We start from the raw sequence: 20,242 nt of genomic DNA, 5'->3' as shown, positions 1-20,242 counted from the left end.
AGGGGACGGGACTCACCTCACGAGCCCGTGACTGCTATTCTTGGATCAATACTGATGGGCCACGCTGAGTCTTCCGTCTCTCTCTCGATTGCCGCTCAGCACATCTTTGATGGTACCGAGATGCGCGGGCCGGGGTCGGTCAGGATCGCGCAGGGGCGGATTGAAAACATCGCCTTCGGCGAGGCGGACGGGCGCGCCTCAATCCACCTTCCGGCAGAAGCGATCCTTGCGCCTGGATTCATCGACATCCAGGTGAATGGAGGAGGGGGTGTTCTTCTCAACGACCAGCCAACGGAGGCGGGCGTTCGACGCATCGTCGCAGCGCACCGGAAGGCAGGAACCACAGGCTGCTTGCCGACCCTCATTACCGACCGCATCGAGGTCCTCGAGCGGTTGGCCGCAGTCGCCGAGGCTTGTCTGATGATTCCCGGCGTGCTCGGTTTTCATCTGGAGGGGCCGGCCCTCAACAGGTCTCGCAAGGGTATTCATCCGGAAGCCGAGATACGCGTGCCCGATCGGCGCGATCTCGCCGCGATCAAAAGTTTCGGGCACCGCGGCCGCTCCATTGTGACCTTGGCCCCGGAATGCGTGCCCGCGTCCATGATCGATGAATTGATCGACGCCGGATTGCGTATCGCGGCCGGCCACAGCGACGCCACCGCAGCCGAAATCGGGCCGGCGGTCGATCGCGGTATCTCGGGGGTGACTCATCTGTTCAACGCCATGTCGCAGTTGAACGCCCGGGAGCCGGGCTTGGTGGGCGCCGCGCTAGCTGATGATCGGCTCTTTGCGGGGATTATCTGCGACGGCATCCACGTTGACCGCGCCGGCTTGCGTGTTGCCTCCCGCTGCAAGGGACGCGATCGATTGATGCTCGTCACCGATGCCATGCCATTGGTGGGCACGAACGACCGGCAATTCTTGCTGCAAGAAAGGCTGATCGCGTTGCACGAAAATCGCCTGACCGGCCTCGATGGCATACTCGCGGGCGCTCATCTCACCATGATCGAGGCGGTGCGCAACGCCGTTGCGCTGGTCGGAAGCCCCCTTGTCGACGCCCTCATCATGGCTTCCCGGACGCCTGCGGCATTTCTAGGCCTTGAGTCCGAGCTTGGACGGATCGCGCCCGGCTACCGCGCGGACTTTGTCGCCTTTAATCCGAACTTCGAAGTCGTCGGAACATGGATAGCTGGTGCCGGCTCGGGCGAGGCGAGCGAGGTTTCTCACCGAGGTTAGATGCGCAACCATCCCATCATCGTGCAGAAATATGGCGGTGTCTGTCTTGAAACGCCGGCGAAGATTCGCGCGGTTGCGCGCAGTCTCGCCGACCTGCACGGCCGTGGTCATCGTGTCGTGGCGATCGTCTCCGCAATGGGCACGACCACCGACCAATTGATCCAGATGGCTTATCAGGTGAGCCCTGGTCCCAATCGCCGTGAACTCGACATGCTGCTGACGACTGGTGAGCGCATCAGCATGTCCCTGATGAGCATGGCGCTTTCCGATCTCGGAGTGCCCGCGATCAGCTTCACCGGCAGCCAGGCCGGTGTGTTGACCGATGACTCTCATTCCTCGGCGCGCATTCTGGATGTACGCCCAATTCGCGTGCGTGAGGAACTCGATCGCGGGCGCGTTGTGGTGCTGGCAGGATTTCAGGGCGTGAACCCGGCGACCAGGGAAATCACCACGCTCGGCCGAGGCGGCAGCGACACCACTGCCGTTGCAATGGCTGCGGCGCTGAAGGCGGAGCGCTGTGAAATCATCAAAGAGGTCGATGGAATTTGTTCTGCCGATCCGCAAATCGTGCCGGATGCAAAGCCGCTGCGGCGAGTGGACTTCGCATCCCTTTCTGAAATGTGCTTCTGGGGTGCAAAAATCCTGCATTTTCGCAGCGTAGAGCTGGCGCAAAGTCAGGATGTGCCTCTGATTCTCAAGCGGTGGGGTGGCGTTGAACTCGGCACGCAAGTGACGAAAGAGGTTGCAGGTATGGAAAATGGAAAGGTTCTAGCCGTCAATTCGATGGCTCGCATTGAGCATGTGGAAATCGATTCCAAGGATCTGAATCAGGGTTTCGAGAAATTCGCACAGCATCTCAAGGAAAACAGTCTGTCCTGGCCACAACTCCTCGCCTCGAGCTTCACCATGGGAAAAACCAGTATGACCGTGGCCTGTGATTCAGAGTGGCTCGACGCGCTGTTGCGCACGCTGGAGCAACGCAAGGACCTGCGCAAGCAGCGCGAGGCTTCAAGCTCGGTGAGTCTCACCTGCTTCGGCGGCGTTTCGTCAGAATTGCCGTTCAGAGTACTGCAGGTTCTCGGACATCACGGGATTGTCCCCGCCAAGTATGTGTTGTCGCCGCATTCGGTCAGCCTTTTTGTCCCTGTGCAGGACCGGGAAGCTGCGGTTAAGGCATTGCATTCTCTCGTCCAGCAAACATAGCGGCGGGCGAGGTGCGGGAACTATGTAATCCGCGCGACAAGATCGAGGCCGAGCTGGCGTCGCGCGCGAGGGACGTGTCGTATCTGGGCTAGGTGAGTCGACTTAGGGCGACATCGAGATCCTAATCGGCACGGCCGCACTGCAGGAGCCGCGCCGCGGCATCTCGGCCGCGGTCGGCTGGCTCGCCCTGGGTTTGGTCGGCGCCGTCCTGGCGCGGCCTTCGCCGTGCACGCGGCGATGCCCGCTAGCGGTTGAGAGCGGCGTTTCTCCGGGCCTGCCTCCTACTATTCGCGCGGCTGGGTGGAGCAGGGTTTTCTCTTCAAACTCGACCGTGTCCTTATAGGCGCAGACGTCCGCTTTTTGGGACCGAGCAGAAGCTCTCCGCTCATGTGGGTATTGCCGGTTTTGAGTTGCGCGAACTCGTCCGCCTCTGGGATCGCGCGTGACAACTGACATAGTGACATTCAGTTCGGAGCTGCGCGCAGTCGGAACGGAAGCAAGCTCCTCCCGTTTCTGATGCATCGCACGCCACGCCGAGCGGCCGAATAGCGGACCGCGATTTGCCGCTCCGGAAAGCGCGCCACATCATCATGAAGAGGAGGTTAGCTATGAACGCGGATCGGTCCCGTATTTCCCGACGGCAATCCGTCGCCGGCCTATCAGTCCTGGGACTGAGCGGGCTGTTGATCCCCACCGCCCATGCGCAACACAAAGCACAGAAGCATCAGGAGACCACTGGAGTTGGAATACACGCCGCCGAAGTGAAGGATGAGGACATCTTTCAGTTCGCGTTGAACCTGGAATACATGGAGGCTGAGTTTTATCTGCGTGCCACGGCCGGCAAGGGCATCGACGATTCCGACGCTGGCCCCGACGCCGCGAGGGTCGCTGGCGGACACGAAGCCAAATTCGACAGGAAGGAAATCCGCGAGTTTGTCGAGGAGCTAGCCGAAAACGAGCTTGCCCATGTGCGCTTCTATCGCAAGACGCTGGGCAGGACGGCGGTATCGCGCCCGGCCATCGATTTCGATGCGGGTTTCAAGGCAGCCGCCCAGGCAGCCGGTCTCCCCGCCGACTTCGATCCGTTTGCCGATGACATGAGTGTCCTGCTGGGCGGCATGCTGTTTGAGGACGTCGGCGTGACGGCGTATGCCGGGGCAGCGCCGCTGATTAAGAGCAAGGAGTTCGTCGAAGCTGCGGCGGGCATTTTGGCTGTCGAGGCGTACCACATGGGGATGGCGCGCTCGCAGCTGTATTTGATGGGTGAAAAGGCCTGGAATGCGGCCAACGGCATTTCCGACGCCCGCGACCAGCTCGATGGTGGTCAGGACAAGGACCAGGGCATCCGGATGAACGGCAAAGCCAACGTCGTTCCGTCAACACCCGATGCCATTGCCTTTCGCCGCACCCCGCAGGAGGTGCTGCATATCGTCTATTTGACCGAGAAGCAGGGCGTCAGCAAAGGCGGCTTCTATCCGAACGGAATGAACGGCGTGCTCAGGTCCACCTAGGCCCCCACTGGGCACAGGCCGGCCGTGCAGGCGGCCGGTCGTCCCCGATTGACGGGGAGGAATATCGCAGTGACCAAATTGAGGGGCCGCCATCGCCTGCGGTCAAGGTGGGCGACGGGACGAGGTCCTAGCTCGCGGCATCCTGCGAGTCGGCAGGAAACGGCTGAACCGGGCTTCTCCGAAAAAGCCTTCGGTTATTGAGGACGATGAGTTTTCGACTGTTCTAGCTTAGGAACGAAATTTGCGTTAATTGATCGCCCAGCGGCAGGGCCGATCCTATGACAATGTCACGCTATTACTTCGATTTGCTGGACCAAGATGGCCTTGTGGTTGACGAGGAAGGTCTAGAGTTCTCCGACATGGACGCCGCAGAGCAGAGGCCGCGCGGGCTATGGCCGACGCGGCTGCGGAGAACTTCCAGCGGCCAATGAAGCCTAGCGAGTCCTCAATCGAGGTCCGCGACGATTCGGGGCCGGTCATGCGCGTTCGGTTCACCGTCGAGATTGCGGGTATCAGAAAGCAGTAAGGCCGCCTCAGTTGGAAAGGACCGCCCAGCGAAGTGCAATCAGCCACGAGAGCGCGGGAACGCCGGCGGGTTCACCGCGTCGGCAGCCGGTCAACCATATTCGCCAAGACCTTCGGCGGTAGCCCAATCCGCGAGAGCTTCCAGGTTGTCCCGTCGAGATGCATGCTGACGCTGCCCGCGTCCTGACTCTCGCCAAGCCGCAACGCAAACTCGACAGGCTTCACCAGGGTGATCCGTCCGGTGAAAACGAAGATGTTTGAGATGTCGAGCTCGGCCAATGACGACATCGTTCCGAAGGTGATGTTCTCCGCGCTGTTGCGAACAGTGCCGCTCTTTAAAAGGGCGGACAGATTTTCCGGCGTCATGAGCTTGATCGCGAGGTCATCGGCGATCGTTGCGCCGAACGCGTTTATGGCCATTCGCTCGAATGGGCGCACCGGCCGCTTTTGGGCGATTCGATCGAGGTAGGTGGACACAACCTGTTCGACCAGGGAATGGCGGACACGCGGCAAATCCGTTCGGGCCATGACTTGAGAGGCGTCTCCGCTCCGAACGGCCGAAACGAGATCCAACGCGGAAACGAAAGCCGATCCGGCATACACCACAAGGCAGAGCAGGAGGACCGCAACGATGCCTACGAGCCACTTCATGGAGCGGCAATCGAGGCGGCCGGGCTTTGTTCCCGAGGCCACCGATCCGCCTTCAATCCATAGGATTGACGGGCGATTAGGCCTGTTCCGCCGTTGGTGCCGACGCCGATGTCTAACCAACAGGCATCCCTGCGGCAAGGAACGTGACACCGGCGAGGTGGTACGGTGGGCATTCGCCGTCGAGCACCACCGCCGCCCTTGTGACCTGCACCGTCCCGGAGTTTTAGGCTCCGCTTCGTGGCTTCAGTGATCGGACCGACTGTTAAGGATGGAAGGCGCGCATCCAGCACGCTTCATTGCGCGCAAAGCTAAACTGGCCAGGAATATCCCTATCAAGCCGCCAATGATCTTTTCGGAGGCGTCCAGTAATTTTCCGTGACGATCTGGCGTCAGCGTTTGCAAAAACTCGAGCACGACTGCGCTACCAAGCACGATGCTGCATACGAATGTCATTCTATGACGGTACGCGAGGCAGAATGCGAAGCCTAAAACCGCAAAAGCGGCGAGATGCTCTAAATCAGCAACGTTGCTCAGTTGCGGCCTATCGCGGATTGGAGAAAGACTAGCGTAGGTGATGAATGCAAGAGCAGCCCAGGCCACCGCGGCAGACAGTTTTTGCAACATGATGGCTCCTAAATGCGGCGCTCAGCTGATTGGGCTTATCTCACTCAGCACTTAATGATTTGGGGTCAATTGATCTAGCAGCTCGTCGCCGAGCAACTTCTGCCGATCGTGGCGAACAACTGAGAGTCTTGATCGCGCGGAACCAACGGATTATGCAGCAGGTGGCCGCGCGGGGGGCGTAGCTTGAGTGTGGAATGATTCATTCCCTTACCTCTTCCCTTGCTTACATGCGGGCGTTGAGGATCCCATCGATCATGGTAGGTTCTTTGACGATCCTGTTTCCCTGTCTGATCCGATATTTGAGCCAAGCATTCGTGGCTTCGATAATCTCCGCGGTCCCATTGGGAAGCTGCGGAGTGATCGTTGCTACAGGGGCGCTTCTCATGGGTACGGAGAAGATCATCAGGTAGGTGCCTTCTCCATTCGGACCATAGATAATTAAGTCTCGTTGGCCGTGGATGGTCTGGTGAAACCTGATGAATGCCTCATCTTTTCGAATTTGCTGTGTTTCGTGATGTCCAACAGCGGGCCGCACAAAAAGAAAATGCTCAGCAATATCGGCGGTGATCAGTCCTTGTATATTCTCGCGCAGCAGCTGAAGAGAGAACATGCCGCCAAAATTGTCGGCCAGAATTGTAAAATTTGGATCGTCACAATTTGCAGGAGCCACTGCAAGGCAAAAGTCGAGTCTCGTGGAATTCGGCACGTCGATGATGCGCTGAGGTGCCTCGTTGGAATCGTAGATGTCTAGTCGATCGGCAGACGGAATCGAAAGCGCGACAAGTGCGTGGAGCTTCGTTATCCCGAATAGCGGTTCAAAGTAGGTCGGCTCTCCGTCTAGCCCATGAGGGTTTAGCATGCCTGTTGTATGGTAGCTCAGGCGGAAACCCCTGGTTTGCTCTGTCGACAATGTCTTGTTCGAATTGCCCTCCGGCCCCGCGGTCCAGCTCCAGTCGTCTGTTTTGCCCTTCCTGTCGAAAAGGAGATAAAGCGATCCGTCGCTGCGTATCGCAACCCAATAGGAAATGAAGCGTCGCAGCACTCCATCATGCCGCAGAGCTATTCGGAATTTTGTCTCTGAGAAGGGACGTGAGTACACTGGCATAAAGTTGTCCTAGTCGACCTGAGATCCGCCGTCAGTACGATCCTCCGCTGACAGGATAATGCCTCGGACTTGTCGGCCCCGGAGGCGTCTATCGAGCGGCCCCGCAACCGGTAGCGGCTGGCGGCGCACGCCCGCCGGCTGAGGCGGTGAGGAGTGAGCCCCGCTGGAGCCCAGACTGCGGCCTCTATCGCCTCGTCGCGTTTCGTTCAACAGCCGGATGAACCCAGGTCGCAGGCTTGGGTCCCGCGTTCGCTCAGTCTCGGATTTAGGCTTGGACAACGAGCAGATGGCTTGCCGGCTAATCGAGAGCGGCGCAGGGAAAATCGTTTCATGGCGATGATCTGGAGGATCGATTCGGAGTCATCTCGGTTAGGCGAGTATGGGCATCCAGGCGATAACGCGGGCGGTATTGCTCGGCCTTCCTGGCCTACTTGTCTCTGCTTGCGTGAGCTCTGATCGGGTCACTTCCGGTTCGACAGTTCGATCAGGGGCACCGTGGGCGCGAGACCTCAATGAACCGCCCCCAAGTCGACAGCCGGCTGATGCAGCAATCTCAGGCATAAAAGCAGACCTGAATGCTGCGCGCGAGAGAGCTTCCCGTTAGACCTATCTTCGGCTCGCACTCACAAGGCCCACCTGCGTGCGTCGAAGGGCTACCGTCGCTTCATCGATAAGCTCGGAGCGGCCCGCAAGCTCAGGTGGCGGGGTCCCCGCGCCTGGAGCGTACGGGTTTCTAAAGGGATCCATAGGAAAGTTATCCGATTATAGTAGAAATTCGCTATAAATGCATAAACTCGCTAGCGGCTAACCTCAGCCGCCTTCTCCAGATCCGCGGACAACCACGTGGACCGGCAGAGGAATATTCACCGCGTGCTGCCCGCCTAAAAAGACGGTGCATAATCGGTCATTGAGCTCAATGACATGCGTCACCAATGCGGGGTTAATGTAGAGCGGCCGCCCGTTTTCGCCGCCAAACGTTGCAAATGCCATCATGCGCCCTCCTTGTGGCAAATACGATTCCGCAACCGCAGGATGAGCGCAAGCGAGACTAGCGGTGGATTGACACCATTCATCCTTTGACCCGCCTCGACTCCTGCGCGCCCTTCCGCAGCGCAATTTCGCGCACGGGCGGTGATGGGTTTGAAAATCTCGATCGGATTTATGATTCGATTGGATTGCAGGGTCTTATTTTGCGACTGTCGTCGCCTCCACCTTGGTTTGGACAGCCTTGAGCCGCTCATAGATATCCCTGACTTCACCGGCGAGTGGACCAGACTGGAGCGCGATTTCGACGTTGTTCACTCGCTGATTGATCTCAGCAAGAAGCTTGTAGGTTCGTTCCCAATCCGCCGCCGCGTCTGCGATCCTTTTACGCTCGATTGCCTGCAGCTCGAGCACAGCCTCCGTGCTCTGATTGCCGAGCTGCCTACGCTGGATCTCCGAGAGACCAATTCCAACCACATTGAATATCAGGAGAGCGATCAGGATCGTCCGGTTCGAAATTGATTTGCTTTCGATATTCGACATGATTTTGCACTCCTCTAGGCTCCAGCCATGGCCTTCTACCTCAGGGCGAGAGTCGGAGTCTCCCCAAAAGGGGGATGGATTTTTAACGCAAATCGGTTCAGCATGTCCGTGGGTGTCGAAACCCGGACCAGTGATAAGCCGCTTCATGCTTGGTCATGCATGTCCACTCGATTGGCGTCGAGCGGTGACGGCTGAATTCGATATGGGTATTCCGATATCGGAACGGACGCACTTGGCGGTGCGGCTCCGACCTGAATCTTATTGCCTATTCGGATTCCGACGGCAAGTGGCCGGGGGCGGACTGTGCTGTCCAGGGCGAAAGCCTAAAAGCGTCCGACCAGTCTCACTGGCTGGTTTCGACCCCCGGCTGCCCCGTCCGACACGGGGCGCGGCTGTCGAAAGCCGGAAACCAGTGAGCACCACCACGGAAAACGTCAGAGAACTTAATACGGACTCCACCCGTGCGATTTTGAGCGGGCTGGCTATCCAACAGCGGGAGCGGCAAACGTCGCTCCAGCGCCTCGCCAGACTCAGGAAAGAGGCATCGGCCGAAATCGAGCGGCTTATCGCCTTCCTGGACGCGTCCGACCCCTACGTGATGACCGAACTTGAGGATGCGTGCGAGGACGAAGGCGCCCAGTGCGAGGGCGGCGGCGGCGAGGAAGACTGCGAGGACGAGGGAGCGGATACCAGCGATTATGAGCCGTCGCTTGGTAGCGTCGAGCGGCACCCTAGCTGCTATGGCATAGATGGCCGCAATTAGTCGGGCGACCAATCCAATTGGGCCGCCGGCAGCGCGCGAGACCTTGAAAATGATCCCGCCGAATCGGGCATCGGCGACATGGAGGGGCTGCTTGAGCAGGTGGGATCGCAGAGCTGGCAACTCGATGGGTACGCCTGATCTGGCGAGCGCCGGTGGAATCGCGGTCTAACGCGCTGATCTGACTCTGTTTTAGTCCAAAATCACGGCAAACGAATCACGACTCGGATCCTGGCCCGCCGGGTTCGCGCTGGCGGGCCTCTCCGCGCTCGCTCATGCACACCTGCGGTTAACGAATGGGCCGCGCCTCGGCCTCGATTTTCTTTGGAAGTCTCTCGAGGTATTCACTTATCGTACGTCTCAACTCGGCATTTGAATCTGCCTGTTCCTGCCGCATCTTCCTGGCTGTCGAAATCATGAGGTCGGAAATCTGAGTATCAAAGCGGCGCGGATCCAGATCGTCTCGTTTCTTGGGATCGACGAGGAAGCCTCCGACTATAACCAGCGTAGCTGCGTTCATCCCGAATGATGGGATCATCAGAAGGACAGTGAGTCGAAACCAGTGCTTTTCAGTCAAGGTCTTGACCTCCCACCCCGTTAAGGTGCTTGAGTCTTCAAGCAACCGCAAGGCGAGCGCAATAGGAACCGGGACAGATCGGCAAGAGGCCAGCTTGGTGTTGCGCTTCGGCCTCGATTTACAGAACTCCCGGCCTATGTGCCTTCACCGTCTCGGCAGTGCCGCCCCCGAGAATGGTGACACTCTGGTGGGCTTGGCTTTTATACCGTCCCGCTATCGTCGCGCTGACGGCGTTTTCTTTCGGAGTTGAGAAGCCTCGGCAAAGGCGGCATCTGCTGGTGCGGAGGATTGATCCGTTCGTCGGGAGAGGGATCAACTTCCTCTATCTTCCTTCCGTTGACGAGGACGCCAATGCAGCCGATCGCTACTAGGAGGGCCCCTGCGATCATCAGCCAGTGCGGCAACTTCAAGCTGGCGAAAAGGGATAGCCACACAGTCTCTACTCCCTTGGCCCACCTGTTGAAGGTGGCCGTTTTCGGCTTCCTTGAGCCTCGATCAACTCAGCGTTTCCGCTGTTAATCATTGTGAATTGCCTCCCTGATGCCCGTAAGAATACTGATCAGGTATGCTGGCGGGGTTATTGATTACGGGCTGTATCTGCGTCTTGGCGGTGTGCGCCACGTTCGCGATGATAAAATATCTCGACCTACGGTCTGAGCGTAGGCGCTACTAGCCCGTATAGCTTCCTACGCGGTGCTTGTCTTAAACCACTTCATGGGGAGGCCGAGCCGCCTTCGAAGCTCGTCTTCGGTCCTCTGGAGCTTTTCGCAGATGATGGCGACGGGGGCGCGGATATCTACGAGCTCCCGCAGCAGTTCATCTTCGTGTTTCTTCCAACCCTGAGATCTTGGCCGGAACTGCATCTTAGAACTTTGCCTTCTAACTAAAGCTCGCGGTCCATAGCAGGATGGCTCCGGTTCTTCACCTTGATCCAGTGCTTCTGCCGACCGCCCCGATAGGGCCGATCGCGATGCTTGGAGACCAGGCCCTCAAGTCCCATTCGACAGGCGGCCCGAAAAAGGTCGGACCCGATCTCGCCGCGCTCGAACGGTGCCACGCTGATCCCGTCCGGACGCGCGCCAAGAGCTGCTGCAGATTTGCTTTGCGCAGGGTGAAGGGGCAGCGAGCGCAAATCATCGCCGCCCATGACGAGGATATCGAAGGCGTAGAGCTGCACCTCATGGTCGTAGAGCCGGCTGTGCAGCGCGTTGAAGTCGCTGATGCCGTCCACGCCGAGGATCACGGCCTCGCCATCGATCACAAAGCGCTTCTGCCTGTTCTTCAGCGCGGCCTCAGCAATCCAGGGATAGCGCTTCGTCCAGTCGGTGCCGTTGCGAGAGAGCAGGCGCACGCGCTCGTTCTCCCGGATGACCAGCATCCGATAGCCGTCGTGCTTTACTTCATGAATCCAGTCCGGTCCGTCGGGGACCTGCTTGCCGGCGGTCGCCAGGCAGAGCTCGTACGCCATACGCATGGGCCGAAGATAAGGTTTCCCGCGGCGTTTACGAGCCAGGAACAAGTGGCAATCTAGCGAATTTCTTCCTTGCTCCGGCGTCCCCCAACGCCCCCCGAAACCGGAGCGCAGCCAACGGCCTCAGCTGCCGATCAACTGAGGCCGTCCTTTTGGGCAGCCAGGGCAATCTTGTCGAGCCAAAGTCTATATGACGGCGCCTTGCGGGTTATCTCCCGCACGGGTTACGATGCAACCTATTTTAGAATTTTCAATTTGGAGCTACTCATTGGCAACAAGCGTTGAAACGATCGTTTCGGCTTATGTACGTCTAAAGAATCGGGAAGCCCTGGAGAATATGCGAGAGCTTCGCCGCCAGTTGCTCGCACAACTACAGTCCACATCTAGCATTGACCCGGCTGAGTCTCGAGATGCGCTACTTGAGGACCTCCGAGTGATTGAGGGTGTAGCAGCTCCAGCTGAGGGAGTGACGGACGGGCCGCCACTGCACGCTGGCAGAGCTATGTGTTAATCAGGAGGTGCCGTGGCGATCGTGCGGAACGGCACGGTACCGGCCGCAGGGGCCGTTCCAGATCGGCGCCTGCGGCTTCCGTTTGGATGGCACCTTCTTTACGCGGGCAGATTATTCGGCGATGAGCGATGACGCCGCGAGATACTTCCGCCTGGCGAAGAACTGCCTCGATGAGGCAGAGAAGGCCACAAGCCCGGTCGATAAGGAGGCTTGGCTAAAGCTGAGGGAAGAGTGGTTGGCGATGGCGGAGAAAGCTCAAAGGTCCCGGTCCCAGTCCCCGAAGTGAATATCCCATGGTGACGCGAATCTAGATCGGTCTAAGATGGTTCCGGCTTCGGAACGGCTGTTTTGGAGCAAGATGATGAGCGTATATTGCGCTTACATGATCGGTGCTGATGGACACATCGAACTGCGGATTGACCTCGATGTGCGCGACGAGGCAGCCGCAAGGGAAAGAGCCAAGCAGCTCGTTGACGGGCACGCTGTAGAGCTCTGGGAAGGGGCGACCAAAATCGAGACGTTCGAGCCCGAAGGACACCGTTCGCTCCTAAGGGTGGAGGCGGCTGCTTGAAGCCGCGCTCAGCTCAATGCAATCAGTGACCTCGACGTTCCTCAGATGAGAAGGCGCATCGCGAATCGCTCCAAGCTCGCGCCGATCTTATGATCAGCGCAATTGCTGCAGAGCTTCCGGAGTCAGCTCGTATCGAGTCCCCACCTTTTTCAACCAGCGTGCTTTAAGCATACGCCTTGCAGTGTAGAACCCGCACAGTGGACGGTCGCCTCCTGGATGAAATAGCAGGCCATCGCGTTCGATCAGATAGCCGTACAGTTGTGCGTGCCGCAACCGCCTCAGCATTCCCGGGGTAGGGGCGGCCCCCATAATCGACGTTGCTCCTTCGACGGGCGACGCGGCTCGGCTGGACAGGAGGTCTACGGGGGAGGGCGGGGAGCTGTACCGGTGAGACGCTGCGAAAACAATGGCCGCTCTGCGCATATCGTTCCTAATACGTCAGCAATCGATAGGAACGAGCGCCCCCGCAGCCAATTCAATTATCGGTCTTGCGTGCCCATCCTTTCGGTTTCCGGGTCGGCGTAGGCGCGGGCTTCGACGTGCTTTATGCCGCGGCCTGATCTTCCTTCGATTCGCCTCGTGCCACTATCTTGAGGGCTTCATCAAGCAAGGGCCGCTGCAGCGCCTTCGCCTCGCCCCACGGCGCGCGCATCCAGACATGCCCATGTCAGCGCTGCAGGCGTGCCTTTCAGGTTCCGCACTTCGTCCGGGAAAAACAGGCAATCATCCTACCCCCCAACTCGCGGAACCTTGCCATCATTGGCGGGTTCACGCAGGCCGCATTCAGCGGCAAGGAGATACTGATGAAGAAGCTGTTGCTGCTGTCTGCGGCCGCCGTGGTGATCTCGACGGGCGCGATGGCCCAGTCCACGGTCGTCACAACCACCGGTGCCGGCCACGCCGCCGTGCAGATTGAGCCGGAATACCGCACCAAAATCCGTACCTACGTGACCGAGCACAAGATCCGCCCGGTGCAGACCCGCGAGAAGATCGTCGTCGGCCAGCCAGTGCCGCGGGACGTCGAGCTCGAGGCGGTGCCTGCCGACTGGGGTCCCTCGCTTACGAAGTATCGCTACGTCTACTCCGGCGAGCACGTGATGCTGGTGGATCCGTCGACACGCACCGTGGTCCAAGAGGTGGACTAAGGCCGCCGAGGCGGGCCGCGTGGAGGAGACGGCCCGCCTCATGCCGAAGTCCGGCACCGCCGACAAACGATCCCTTGATTTGCGAGCCGCGGTCCCATGCCGATCATCCGCTACTTCGTGTTTGTGGCCGGGCTAGCGCTGCTCTTCGCGGCGGACTGGTACCTGCCGACGCCAGTCGAGCGTGCGGACAGGACCGATCCCGACAGGACGGCCATGCGGATCCGGTCGACGAGGAGCCTACCGGAAAAGATCGTCTTCGACACGCGTCCGCGCACGGACGTTCCGAAGATGGCGCAGGCTAATCCGATGCGGGAAGAACCGCAGCAATCGGCTCGAGAGGCGATGGCCTCGATGCCTGCAGCACCACCTCCCGATGCGAAGAAAGAGTCCCCTGCGCGCAAACGCGCGGAAGCCCGTCCGCAGGCGAAGCGGTGGGCGAAATCGGCGAGAAGGCCAGCCGAACCACGGCTCGCTTTCGATCGGCACGACTTCTTCACCGGCGGATGGTGGTGACCTGCGACGTCCGGTGCCGACCGTCGCCGCCACCATTGCAATCTTCTTCATGGGACACCTCGGCGCCAGGGCGGCGTCACTCGAAAACTTTCGAGCTTGGAACAAACATTGCGAACGAAGACGCCAACCCGCGTGCGGTGCGGCGACTTTCGGAGCTTGCCGAGCTGGACTTCGCGTGTAGACTTGGCGGAATATTAGAGCGCTTAACACTGTTGAATTCGGCGCCCGTGAGATTGCGTTCGATCATTTTTCTTTTGGGGGTCTTCCATGTTCGATCCGGCCACGACCGCGCTTTTGCGGGCCGTCCTCGACGAGGTCTGCGAAGACGTTTCGCGCTATGAGACCGGCGCACGCACCCGTGTGGCTTCGAGGATTTTGGAAGCATGACGAATGGCGACACCTCGCCCGAGAGGCTGAAGGAGGTCGGCCGCGAGGCTCCTCACGGCGCGCCGACGATGTGGCGGTAGCGGGAGGGAGCGGGGGCGTGAACTTCCAGGTCACGGTGCTCAAGATCCTGGTGAGCTATCCCGACGGATTCGCCGTCATGGCGGACCTCAAGCGCGACATGGCAATCCTTGCGACGAGCGGACGGGACTGGGCCGAGCGGACCAAGCGCCTGGCCGCGCGCGTGCCGGATCTGGACATCTTCTCGCAAGGACTGGTCGAGCGCCTGAACGGGGGTTGGCGCATCACCGAGAAGGGCCGCGGACGGTTAGAGTTCATGGAGGCCCGGCCTGGCAAGCCGGATCCGGCAAGCGATGCTCCAGTCGAACAACTGTCGTCCGCGGAGCCTCCGCCGCGACTTTTCGCTTCCACCAGGGTTAGCCGAAGCCAACGCCTGCATCGGCGCCGAGCGGCACGTGCACGGGCTCCCGCGAAGGCGTCCTGATCCTTGCGGGCCGCTACGCCGGCTCGTCTTCGCTTCATGACGTAAGGGAATTCCCGTTCGGCTTGGACGCTTGAGCCGCAGTGCGTCCGGGGCCTCATTCTGAGATCGGGAACAAGTGGCAATCGCGGGAGTTGGGCCCGGCATCTGGATGGGGTGCTGGCTCACGCTGGAGGAGATATCGATGAAAAGCTTTCTTGCCGTTGCTCTGCTTGGCACTGCCGTGATCGGCGGCGCTGCGTTCGCGCAATCCACTCAGCCGGCCGATCGGGCCGCGCCCGCGGCCCAGCCGGCCGACGCCAAGATGGCCCTCAAGGGCAATTGGCGCGCCTCGAAGCTCAAGGGCCTGAACGTCTACAACGAGGCCAGCGAGAAGCTCGGCGACATCAACGAACTGCTCATCGACAAGAGCGGCAAGATCAATGCGGTGGTGATCGGCGTCGGCGGCTTTCTCGGCATGGGCGAGCACGACATCGCCGTCTCGATGGACAAGCTGAAGTTTGTCGAAGAGCCGGTCCGGACCAGCTCGAGCAGCACCTCGACCACCTCGCGCGACACAACCACCGGCGCGGCTTCGACGAACACGACCAACCGCAACGCGAACGATTGGGTCCCGGACCACGCAGTCATGAATGCCAACAAGGAGCAATTGAAGGCGCTCCCGCAGTTCAAATACTCGGACTACAATTAGTGAGAGGAGAGCTCACGAAGAAAGGGCCCCCCCGGGCCCTTTTTTCTATCGGGAGAAGCCGCCACCGCAGTATCGAGCCTTCACCGTCCAAAAAAAAGCCCGCCCGGTTTGCGGGCGAGCGTTCATGCGAGCTGCTGTTCGCTCAGTGCATGTGAACTAACCAATAGCCGAGGCGTTCAAATCGCGCATGGATGATCCAGTATTCACCAAATGCCACCGTGCCAGCTTTGTCGAGGTCGCCCCGCTGTAATCCTGAGGGGCGAACCTCGGAATGGCCCTCGGAAACTATCGTTCGAGAGATACGTTTTTCCCTCGCGTTTGTTCCCAAACGCATAAAGCCTAAGGCACCGGCTCGGACTTCCCACACATTGCCCTCTGAGCTGGTGCCTGTTGCCCGCAGCGCCTGTAAAAGAAAATGTAACTCGGAGCGCACTCGACAGTTCGAGAGCCGAAACAGCCAAGCGGTCTTTCCCTGTAGATGGAAACCGATGGGTGATCTTGGCGTCGGGGTGATCAATGGACGATGACAATCTGCAAGCTCGCAGCGAACAAGCTCTCGTCGTTGTGACTCTCAGCACGGCAACGTTAATCGCGTGCGTTACACTTTTAGTAACCCAATTGTAAGCTTCGTCAACTTGGTGGCGATTGAGTAGTCCGCCGCGATGTCGCGAGTTGGCCTAGGCGAACACGTCCAGTAAGGAGGGCGATGCGGACCTCGCGCGACGTTCTTCTGCCCCAAACCGGCACGGCGTTACGTCCTGCTGAAAGTCGAATCTTAGGATAAAGTGGACTTCGCCACACTCAGCCAGGGCGCTCAGTGGCAAAGAAAAAGCCGCCGGAGGCGGCTAGGTCATAGTCTTCATTCTTACGATTATTTTTTGAGGGCGTCAGCGGCATCCCGCGCTGCATCCTTCATATCGCCAGCGGCGTTGTGGGCGGATCCCTTGGCCTTGTCGATCTTGCCCTCGGTTTCCATGTCCCTCTCGCCACTGAGCTTACCCACACCTTCTTTGATGGTGCCTTTTGCCTTGTCGGCAGCGCCCTTCACATGTTCGCGGTCCACGCGTTTGGTGGAACTACTTCCACCGCTTTGCTAACTGGCTTGCTGTTCTCTGGCGCAACGTCTTCCGATTGCTTTGCGGCGGGCCTTTCGTCCGCAGTAGGGGGTGCCCGTTCCATCGCCTGCAGCGCCTGGGCGCGCTCCGCCTCGTCGGCGCTCGTGTTGTGCGACATTGCTATCCCAGTTGTCTCGGGGCCGCGTGACGCCGTTGCGTAGGCGCTCCCAAGCGCGGCACTGCGACCACGTTCCTTTTCTAGATACGGCTGCAGAAGCACCTGCTGGACAAAGGTGCCGGCGAGCATGATCGTGACGACCAATAGGGCAAGGCAGGAAATTACAAACCCGCGCCGCGCGTGCGCCGAACGAAGGGCCATCGGCTCACCGGCAGCCGGAGTTTGCGGCGCTTCTCTCCGCGATGAGGATTGAAAGAAGCTATAGCAGGGGTGCCAATGCGACGGATTCAAGGCGCTCGGTTGCCCGAATTCTCCTATCCATTCACCTGTGGGCGACCAGTAAGCGGCCTCAATCGTTCCGGTCGCATCGTCCTCGAGTACGACGATGCTCCCGTTCCTCGGTGCGATCTCAATCGGATAGCGCATGCTAACCACGCTTCACAGATTGTGGGAGGTTAGCTCCCGGGTCGAGCGCAGTCGAGTTAATTAGATCGGCTCGGTGACGCCGTCCGCCATCACTCTCCTGTTGTCCACCTCGCTTACTTCGGATGCGATCGCGCGTTCAGGTGCAGGTGCCGTCGACGGTGACGCCCACCACCATCATGCACGCGGCAATAATGGCGGGGGAAACGGCGGCGGAGATGGCAGCCCCAACGGCAAAAACGACAGAGATCGCTGAGACTTGGGACGACCCACGCCGCCGCTGGAACGCTTGGCCGATTGCTAAGTTTTCCCGATGCCGTCCCCCGGGGCCAGTTGCTGCCTTTCCTGAGGGCAGCTTCAACGGGCCCCAGCTTCGCCGCCCCTGGAGCTGGGGCTTCTCTGGAGAGCAGCTCTGCAGACCTGAGGTTAATAGATGTAGTGCTTTTCGCTATTCCAGCGGCTACACTGCACATCGGGTGGCTGGCATGAGAAGCGTCATTGAGCATCAAAACCGGGCACTTGAGTTCGAGCGGCAGGCCGAAGAGGCGTCTCAGCCTTCGCTGAAGCGCCGTTATGCTGATCTTGCCGCGTGCTACCGGCTTCTTGCGGACGAGCGCAGCCGCATGATCCAGAGCGGCGAAATTTTTCGGGACGATCTGTCATTCTAAGGCAGCTTCACTGGTCCGCCTTTGCCTCTCTCGCTGACATTGTCCTAAGTTATACTTGGTTTGGCGAACTCAGCAGTGCAGGGAGTGGCCAGATGGGGCTCGAGCGGTATCGAAAGGCAAAGTATTGGCGAATGCAGGCGGAGAAATTCCGCACCAAGGCCGACAATGCGGAGCATCCGCAGACCAGGGGAACACTCCGCAAGGCCGCCAAGAGCTACGACCAACTAGCCAAGCGCGCCGGCAAATCGGAAGCGAACGAAGGGAGCGAACTTCAGAGTCTGATTTTGGTACGTTCAATCAAGCAAAAACTAGGGCTCGAACCCGCGCTGAATGATGCAGCGTGATGAAAACTCTCACGGGCGTTTGCGAGTTTAGGAACGAGGTCTCGGCTTCCACATTCCTTCTGAGGTGTAATCGGGAGCCTCAGCATGGCAGTGCAAATCGTGATGGATCACAGCGGCGATAGCCGGCACTTCTTCGACAACTCCAGTGCAGATGCCTTGGCAGAAGCGGAGAGGCTTTTTCTGAAATTTAGCGGCAAAGGATACACCGCTGCGGTGCGGAGCGGGCCGGGTGAGGTAACCCAGATCACGACGTTCGATCCGACCGCCGAAGAGACGTTGTTCTTTCCGCGGCTTGTCGGTGGGTGATCACCAAGTGAAGAGAAAGTTTGGTCGCATCGGCCGGTGGACACTTCGAAGCCTGGCTGTTGGAAAGCTTTATCAAGCAGCTAAGGACGAGAAAACGATTCAGGGTCGTGCGCTGCGACTGCTGCGTTCTTGGTTTTCGCCCCAGCAAAGTGTCCAGTTCGATGCGAGGGGGTACTTCGACGTCGTAGGATGCGATACCGGGAAGCGCTACCGCATCCGGCGGGGAACGTCCGGTAACGTCAACGAAGTCGACGAATACGAGCGGCTCGGAACCGGGTGGTGCTTCGTCCCGCTGGGTGGCTTGGTCGAGGGCGACGTCATGCTCGCCCAGAAGATCGCTCTCGAAACGGACGAGGAGCGCGCCTTGAGCATCGCCAATAGCTTCCCGGGGCCGATCCGGTGGCGGCTACCCACTCGTTCTCCCTCAGAGGAGAGAAGTTCGCGCGTACGCCTTTACCCCAGCTAGAGCCCGGTTGAGGATTTTGGTCTCAATCCTTCGCACATCGCCCGCGTCCGAACAGTTATGCCCCAGCCGGCCCTTGAGCGACGTCAATGACGTGGCGATCGGGCCCCACGGTGATCACGATCGTGTAGCTCTTTTGGGCTCCGCCCTGATCCGTCGGCGGCGCAAGGTGCAGTTGGCCTCCATACCATTCGCCGGGCAGGAGCGTGTTGTCTTTGATTACCGCTTGCTCGAGCACGGCCATGTTGCGCTGACCTGTCTCGATGGTGGCGGAAATCATGGCTTCATTCTGAGCAGCTGCGTTGCCTTGAGCGATGGCCGCGGCCGTCGGACTGTAGAAGGTGCCGGTTCGGCCGCTCGGTGTCGTGTAGCTGCCGTAACCAGCGCGAGAGGCGCTGTATGCGTTGGCGCCGGCCGCCACGCCTGTCAGAAGCGCAGCGGCAACCTGCCTGTTCTTTTCCTCCTGAACCAGCATCTCATAGGTCACGATTTTCATTTCGAAGTCCGATCAGGCGGCATGTTGAACGGCCTCTACTTGCCCGACTCGAAACTCGACAGGCTGTCGGCTCAGATTATTGATGCCCACCACAAACACGGGCCGGCCGTTCGCTTGTAACTGACGGGACGCTGGTCGAACGAGCACCACAGAGCTTTTCTGCCGAGAGACGAGGGCAGGCTGTCCATCCCGCATGAGAGCTTGTTGCTGCGGATTAGACGCCTTGAACGAAACAGTCTCGCCGGCTGTCATGCAGCCAGCCACCGTGGCGCAGGCCGCCACAATCACCAAAACGCGCATGTTGAAATGCCCCCCGTCGAAAGGGGCTATGCAAGCGCAACCCACGCGCGAGGGCAAGCGCCGTTTCCGCGCGGGAGATCCGCGGTCCTCAGTCAAAAGGTCTAAGTCGGCCGCTGGGTACCGCTAGGCACCTCGTGTCCAGCGCGGCGCAGGCTTTCGGTGCGCCGCAGCAAGGCGGAGGCCGGAGGGGCGGTCGGCACGGGGCTTGGCGGTGGGCTCGAACTCAAGGACGGGCTTCGACGACCGCTCGTCGATCGCCCGAGTCGAGCAGGATATCGCAGCCATCGAGGCGGGTTTGGAGACGCTTTCGGGGCCGGTTGGCGAGCAGGGGCGGCCGCGCTCGGATTCCAAGCTCCACAGAGACGCCGTGCTGCACGGCTTCCGGTCGACCTTCAAGGACTGGTGCACCGAGCAGACCGGCTGCCCGAACGAGACGTCCGAAATGGCCCTGGCGCACACGGTGTCCGATAAGGTTGAGGCAGCCTATCGCCGCGGCGACATG

The 20,242-nt window shown here is 59.7% G+C and carries 23 protein-coding genes and 4 pseudogenes; 16 read left to right on the top strand and 11 right to left on the bottom strand.

The window, feature by feature from the left end; genetic code table 11:
• Window positions 1-54 precede the first annotated feature (54 nt).
• The 4 genes and pseudogenes from nagA (at window position 55) to CWO91_RS45435 (ending at window position 4,476) form a co-directional block, all read left to right on the top strand.
• Window positions 55-1,236 (top strand): N-acetylglucosamine-6-phosphate deacetylase, encoded by a 1,182-nt coding sequence (nagA, locus tag CWO91_RS13470; protein ID WP_130213892.1) that lies wholly within the window; start codon window positions 55-57, stop codon window positions 1,234-1,236.
• A complete protein-coding gene (locus CWO91_RS13465; protein WP_130213891.1) occupies window positions 1,237-2,439 on the top strand; it encodes an aspartate kinase in 1,203 nt (400 codons plus the stop codon). It abuts the gene before it with no gap.
• A gap of 608 nt (window positions 2,440-3,047) precedes the next feature.
• Entirely contained in the window at window positions 3,048-3,950 is a 903-nt protein-coding gene (locus CWO91_RS13460) for a ferritin-like domain-containing protein (protein WP_130213890.1), read from the top strand.
• Window positions 3,951-4,228: 278 nt separating this feature from the next.
• Window positions 4,229-4,476, top strand: a pseudogene (locus CWO91_RS45435) (DUF6894 family protein).
• 71 nt (window positions 4,477-4,547) lie between these two features.
• Here the strand turns inward: CWO91_RS45435 and CWO91_RS13450 are convergent.
• The 5 genes from CWO91_RS13450 to CWO91_RS13430 all read right to left on the bottom strand — a co-directional run bounded on the left by CWO91_RS13450 (window position 4,548) and on the right by CWO91_RS13430 (window position 8,382).
• Window positions 4,548-5,126: a DUF2939 domain-containing protein gene (locus tag CWO91_RS13450; protein ID WP_130213889.1), complete on the bottom strand. Its 579-nt coding sequence runs from the start codon at window positions 5,124-5,126 to the stop codon at window positions 4,548-4,550.
• A 243-nt stretch (window positions 5,127-5,369) separates the two neighbouring features.
• Window positions 5,370-5,750, bottom strand: a complete 381-nt coding sequence (locus CWO91_RS13445) for a VanZ family protein (RefSeq protein ID WP_091899040.1) — start codon at window positions 5,748-5,750, stop codon at window positions 5,370-5,372.
• A gap of 223 nt (window positions 5,751-5,973) precedes the next feature.
• Window positions 5,974-6,792, bottom strand: a complete 819-nt coding sequence (locus CWO91_RS13440) for a hypothetical protein (RefSeq protein ID WP_130213888.1) — start codon at window positions 6,790-6,792, stop codon at window positions 5,974-5,976.
• 873 nt (window positions 6,793-7,665) lie between these two features.
• Window positions 7,666-7,848: a hypothetical protein gene (locus CWO91_RS13435; protein ID WP_130213887.1), complete on the bottom strand. Its 183-nt coding sequence runs from the start codon at window positions 7,846-7,848 to the stop codon at window positions 7,666-7,668.
• Between the two features lie 192 nt (window positions 7,849-8,040).
• Window positions 8,041-8,382, bottom strand: a complete 342-nt coding sequence (locus CWO91_RS13430; RefSeq protein WP_091899043.1) for a hypothetical protein — start codon at window positions 8,380-8,382, stop codon at window positions 8,041-8,043.
• Window positions 8,383-8,794: 412 nt separating this feature from the next.
• Between CWO91_RS13430 and CWO91_RS42920 the strand changes: the two genes are divergently transcribed.
• Window positions 8,795-9,145, top strand: coding sequence for a hypothetical protein (locus CWO91_RS42920; RefSeq protein WP_165405425.1), 351 nt, complete (start codon window positions 8,795-8,797; stop codon window positions 9,143-9,145).
• A gap of 286 nt (window positions 9,146-9,431) precedes the next feature.
• Here CWO91_RS42920 and CWO91_RS13420 read toward each other — a convergent pair whose 3' ends face one another.
• Window positions 9,432-9,719 (bottom strand): hypothetical protein, encoded by a 288-nt coding sequence (locus CWO91_RS13420; protein WP_130213886.1) that lies wholly within the window; start codon window positions 9,717-9,719, stop codon window positions 9,432-9,434.
• An 883-nt stretch (window positions 9,720-10,602) separates the two neighbouring features.
• Entirely contained in the window at window positions 10,603-11,187 is a 585-nt protein-coding gene (locus CWO91_RS13415; protein WP_130213885.1) for an RNA ligase family protein, read from the bottom strand.
• Window positions 11,188-12,023: 836 nt separating this feature from the next.
• On the opposite strand from CWO91_RS13415, the gene CWO91_RS13405 reads away from it, so the two are divergent.
• Entirely contained in the window at window positions 12,024-12,272 is a 249-nt protein-coding gene (locus tag CWO91_RS13405) for a hypothetical protein (RefSeq protein WP_245471238.1), read from the top strand.
• A 544-nt stretch (window positions 12,273-12,816) separates the two neighbouring features.
• Here CWO91_RS13405 and CWO91_RS44240 read toward each other — a convergent pair.
• Window positions 12,817-12,930, bottom strand: a pseudogene (locus tag CWO91_RS44240) (SOS response-associated peptidase); the annotation flags it as partial.
• Between the two features lie 145 nt (window positions 12,931-13,075).
• On the opposite strand from CWO91_RS44240, the gene CWO91_RS13395 reads away from it, so the two are divergent.
• From CWO91_RS13395 to CWO91_RS13375, 5 genes and pseudogenes are all read left to right on the top strand, one after another.
• Complete coding sequence (locus tag CWO91_RS13395) at window positions 13,076-13,417, top strand: DUF1236 domain-containing protein (protein WP_130213882.1); 342 nt, start codon at window positions 13,076-13,078, stop codon at window positions 13,415-13,417.
• Between the two features lie 96 nt (window positions 13,418-13,513).
• Window positions 13,514-13,930 carry a hypothetical protein gene (locus CWO91_RS13390; RefSeq protein ID WP_130213881.1) on the top strand — a complete coding sequence of 139 codons (417 nt, stop codon included), beginning with the start codon at window positions 13,514-13,516 and terminating at the stop codon, window positions 13,928-13,930.
• A gap of 267 nt (window positions 13,931-14,197) precedes the next feature.
• Window positions 14,198-14,397, top strand: a pseudogene (locus CWO91_RS13385) (hypothetical protein).
• A gap of 17 nt (window positions 14,398-14,414) precedes the next feature.
• Window positions 14,415-14,819 (top strand): hypothetical protein, encoded by a 405-nt coding sequence (locus CWO91_RS13380; RefSeq protein WP_130213880.1) that lies wholly within the window; start codon window positions 14,415-14,417, stop codon window positions 14,817-14,819.
• A gap of 181 nt (window positions 14,820-15,000) precedes the next feature.
• A complete protein-coding gene (locus tag CWO91_RS13375; RefSeq protein WP_130213879.1) occupies window positions 15,001-15,507 on the top strand; it encodes a PRC-barrel domain-containing protein in 507 nt (168 codons plus the stop codon).
• A gap of 871 nt (window positions 15,508-16,378) precedes the next feature.
• Here the strand turns inward: CWO91_RS13375 and CWO91_RS13370 are convergent.
• Window positions 16,379-16,570, bottom strand: a complete 192-nt coding sequence (locus tag CWO91_RS13370) for a CsbD family protein (protein WP_130213878.1) — start codon at window positions 16,568-16,570, stop codon at window positions 16,379-16,381.
• Complete coding sequence (locus CWO91_RS13365) at window positions 16,552-17,166, bottom strand: hypothetical protein (RefSeq protein WP_130213877.1); 615 nt, start codon at window positions 17,164-17,166, stop codon at window positions 16,552-16,554. Before CWO91_RS13365 ends, CWO91_RS13370 begins: the two co-directional genes overlap by 19 nt.
• Before the next feature lie 482 nt (window positions 17,167-17,648).
• On the opposite strand from CWO91_RS13365, the gene CWO91_RS13355 reads away from it, so the two are divergent.
• The 4 genes from CWO91_RS13355 (at window position 17,649) to CWO91_RS13340 (ending at window position 18,947) form a co-directional block, all read left to right on the top strand.
• Window positions 17,649-17,831, top strand: coding sequence for a hypothetical protein (locus tag CWO91_RS13355; RefSeq protein ID WP_130213876.1), 183 nt, complete (start codon window positions 17,649-17,651; stop codon window positions 17,829-17,831).
• A gap of 92 nt (window positions 17,832-17,923) precedes the next feature.
• Window positions 17,924-18,175, top strand: a complete 252-nt coding sequence (locus CWO91_RS13350) for a hypothetical protein (protein WP_130213875.1) — start codon at window positions 17,924-17,926, stop codon at window positions 18,173-18,175.
• An 84-nt stretch (window positions 18,176-18,259) separates the two neighbouring features.
• Complete coding sequence (locus CWO91_RS13345) at window positions 18,260-18,481, top strand: hypothetical protein (RefSeq protein ID WP_130213874.1); 222 nt, start codon at window positions 18,260-18,262, stop codon at window positions 18,479-18,481.
• A gap of 7 nt (window positions 18,482-18,488) precedes the next feature.
• Window positions 18,489-18,947, top strand: a complete 459-nt coding sequence (locus tag CWO91_RS13340; RefSeq protein ID WP_130213873.1) for a hypothetical protein — start codon at window positions 18,489-18,491, stop codon at window positions 18,945-18,947.
• 55 nt (window positions 18,948-19,002) lie between these two features.
• On the opposite strand, the gene CWO91_RS13335 is transcribed toward CWO91_RS13340, so the two are convergent.
• Window positions 19,003-19,440: a hypothetical protein gene (locus CWO91_RS13335; RefSeq protein ID WP_130213872.1), complete on the bottom strand. Its 438-nt coding sequence runs from the start codon at window positions 19,438-19,440 to the stop codon at window positions 19,003-19,005.
• A gap of 505 nt (window positions 19,441-19,945) precedes the next feature.
• Between CWO91_RS13335 and CWO91_RS45430 the strand changes: the two are divergent.
• Window positions 19,946-20,242 (top strand): annotated as a pseudogene (locus tag CWO91_RS45430) (integrase); the annotation flags it as partial.

This window comes from Bradyrhizobium genosp. SA-3 (assembly GCF_004212635.1).
Classification (GTDB): Bacteria; Pseudomonadota; Alphaproteobacteria; order Rhizobiales; family Xanthobacteraceae; genus Bradyrhizobium.
Note: the sequence above shows the minus strand (reverse complement) of the source record. Positions and strands in the feature narration are given on the sequence as shown.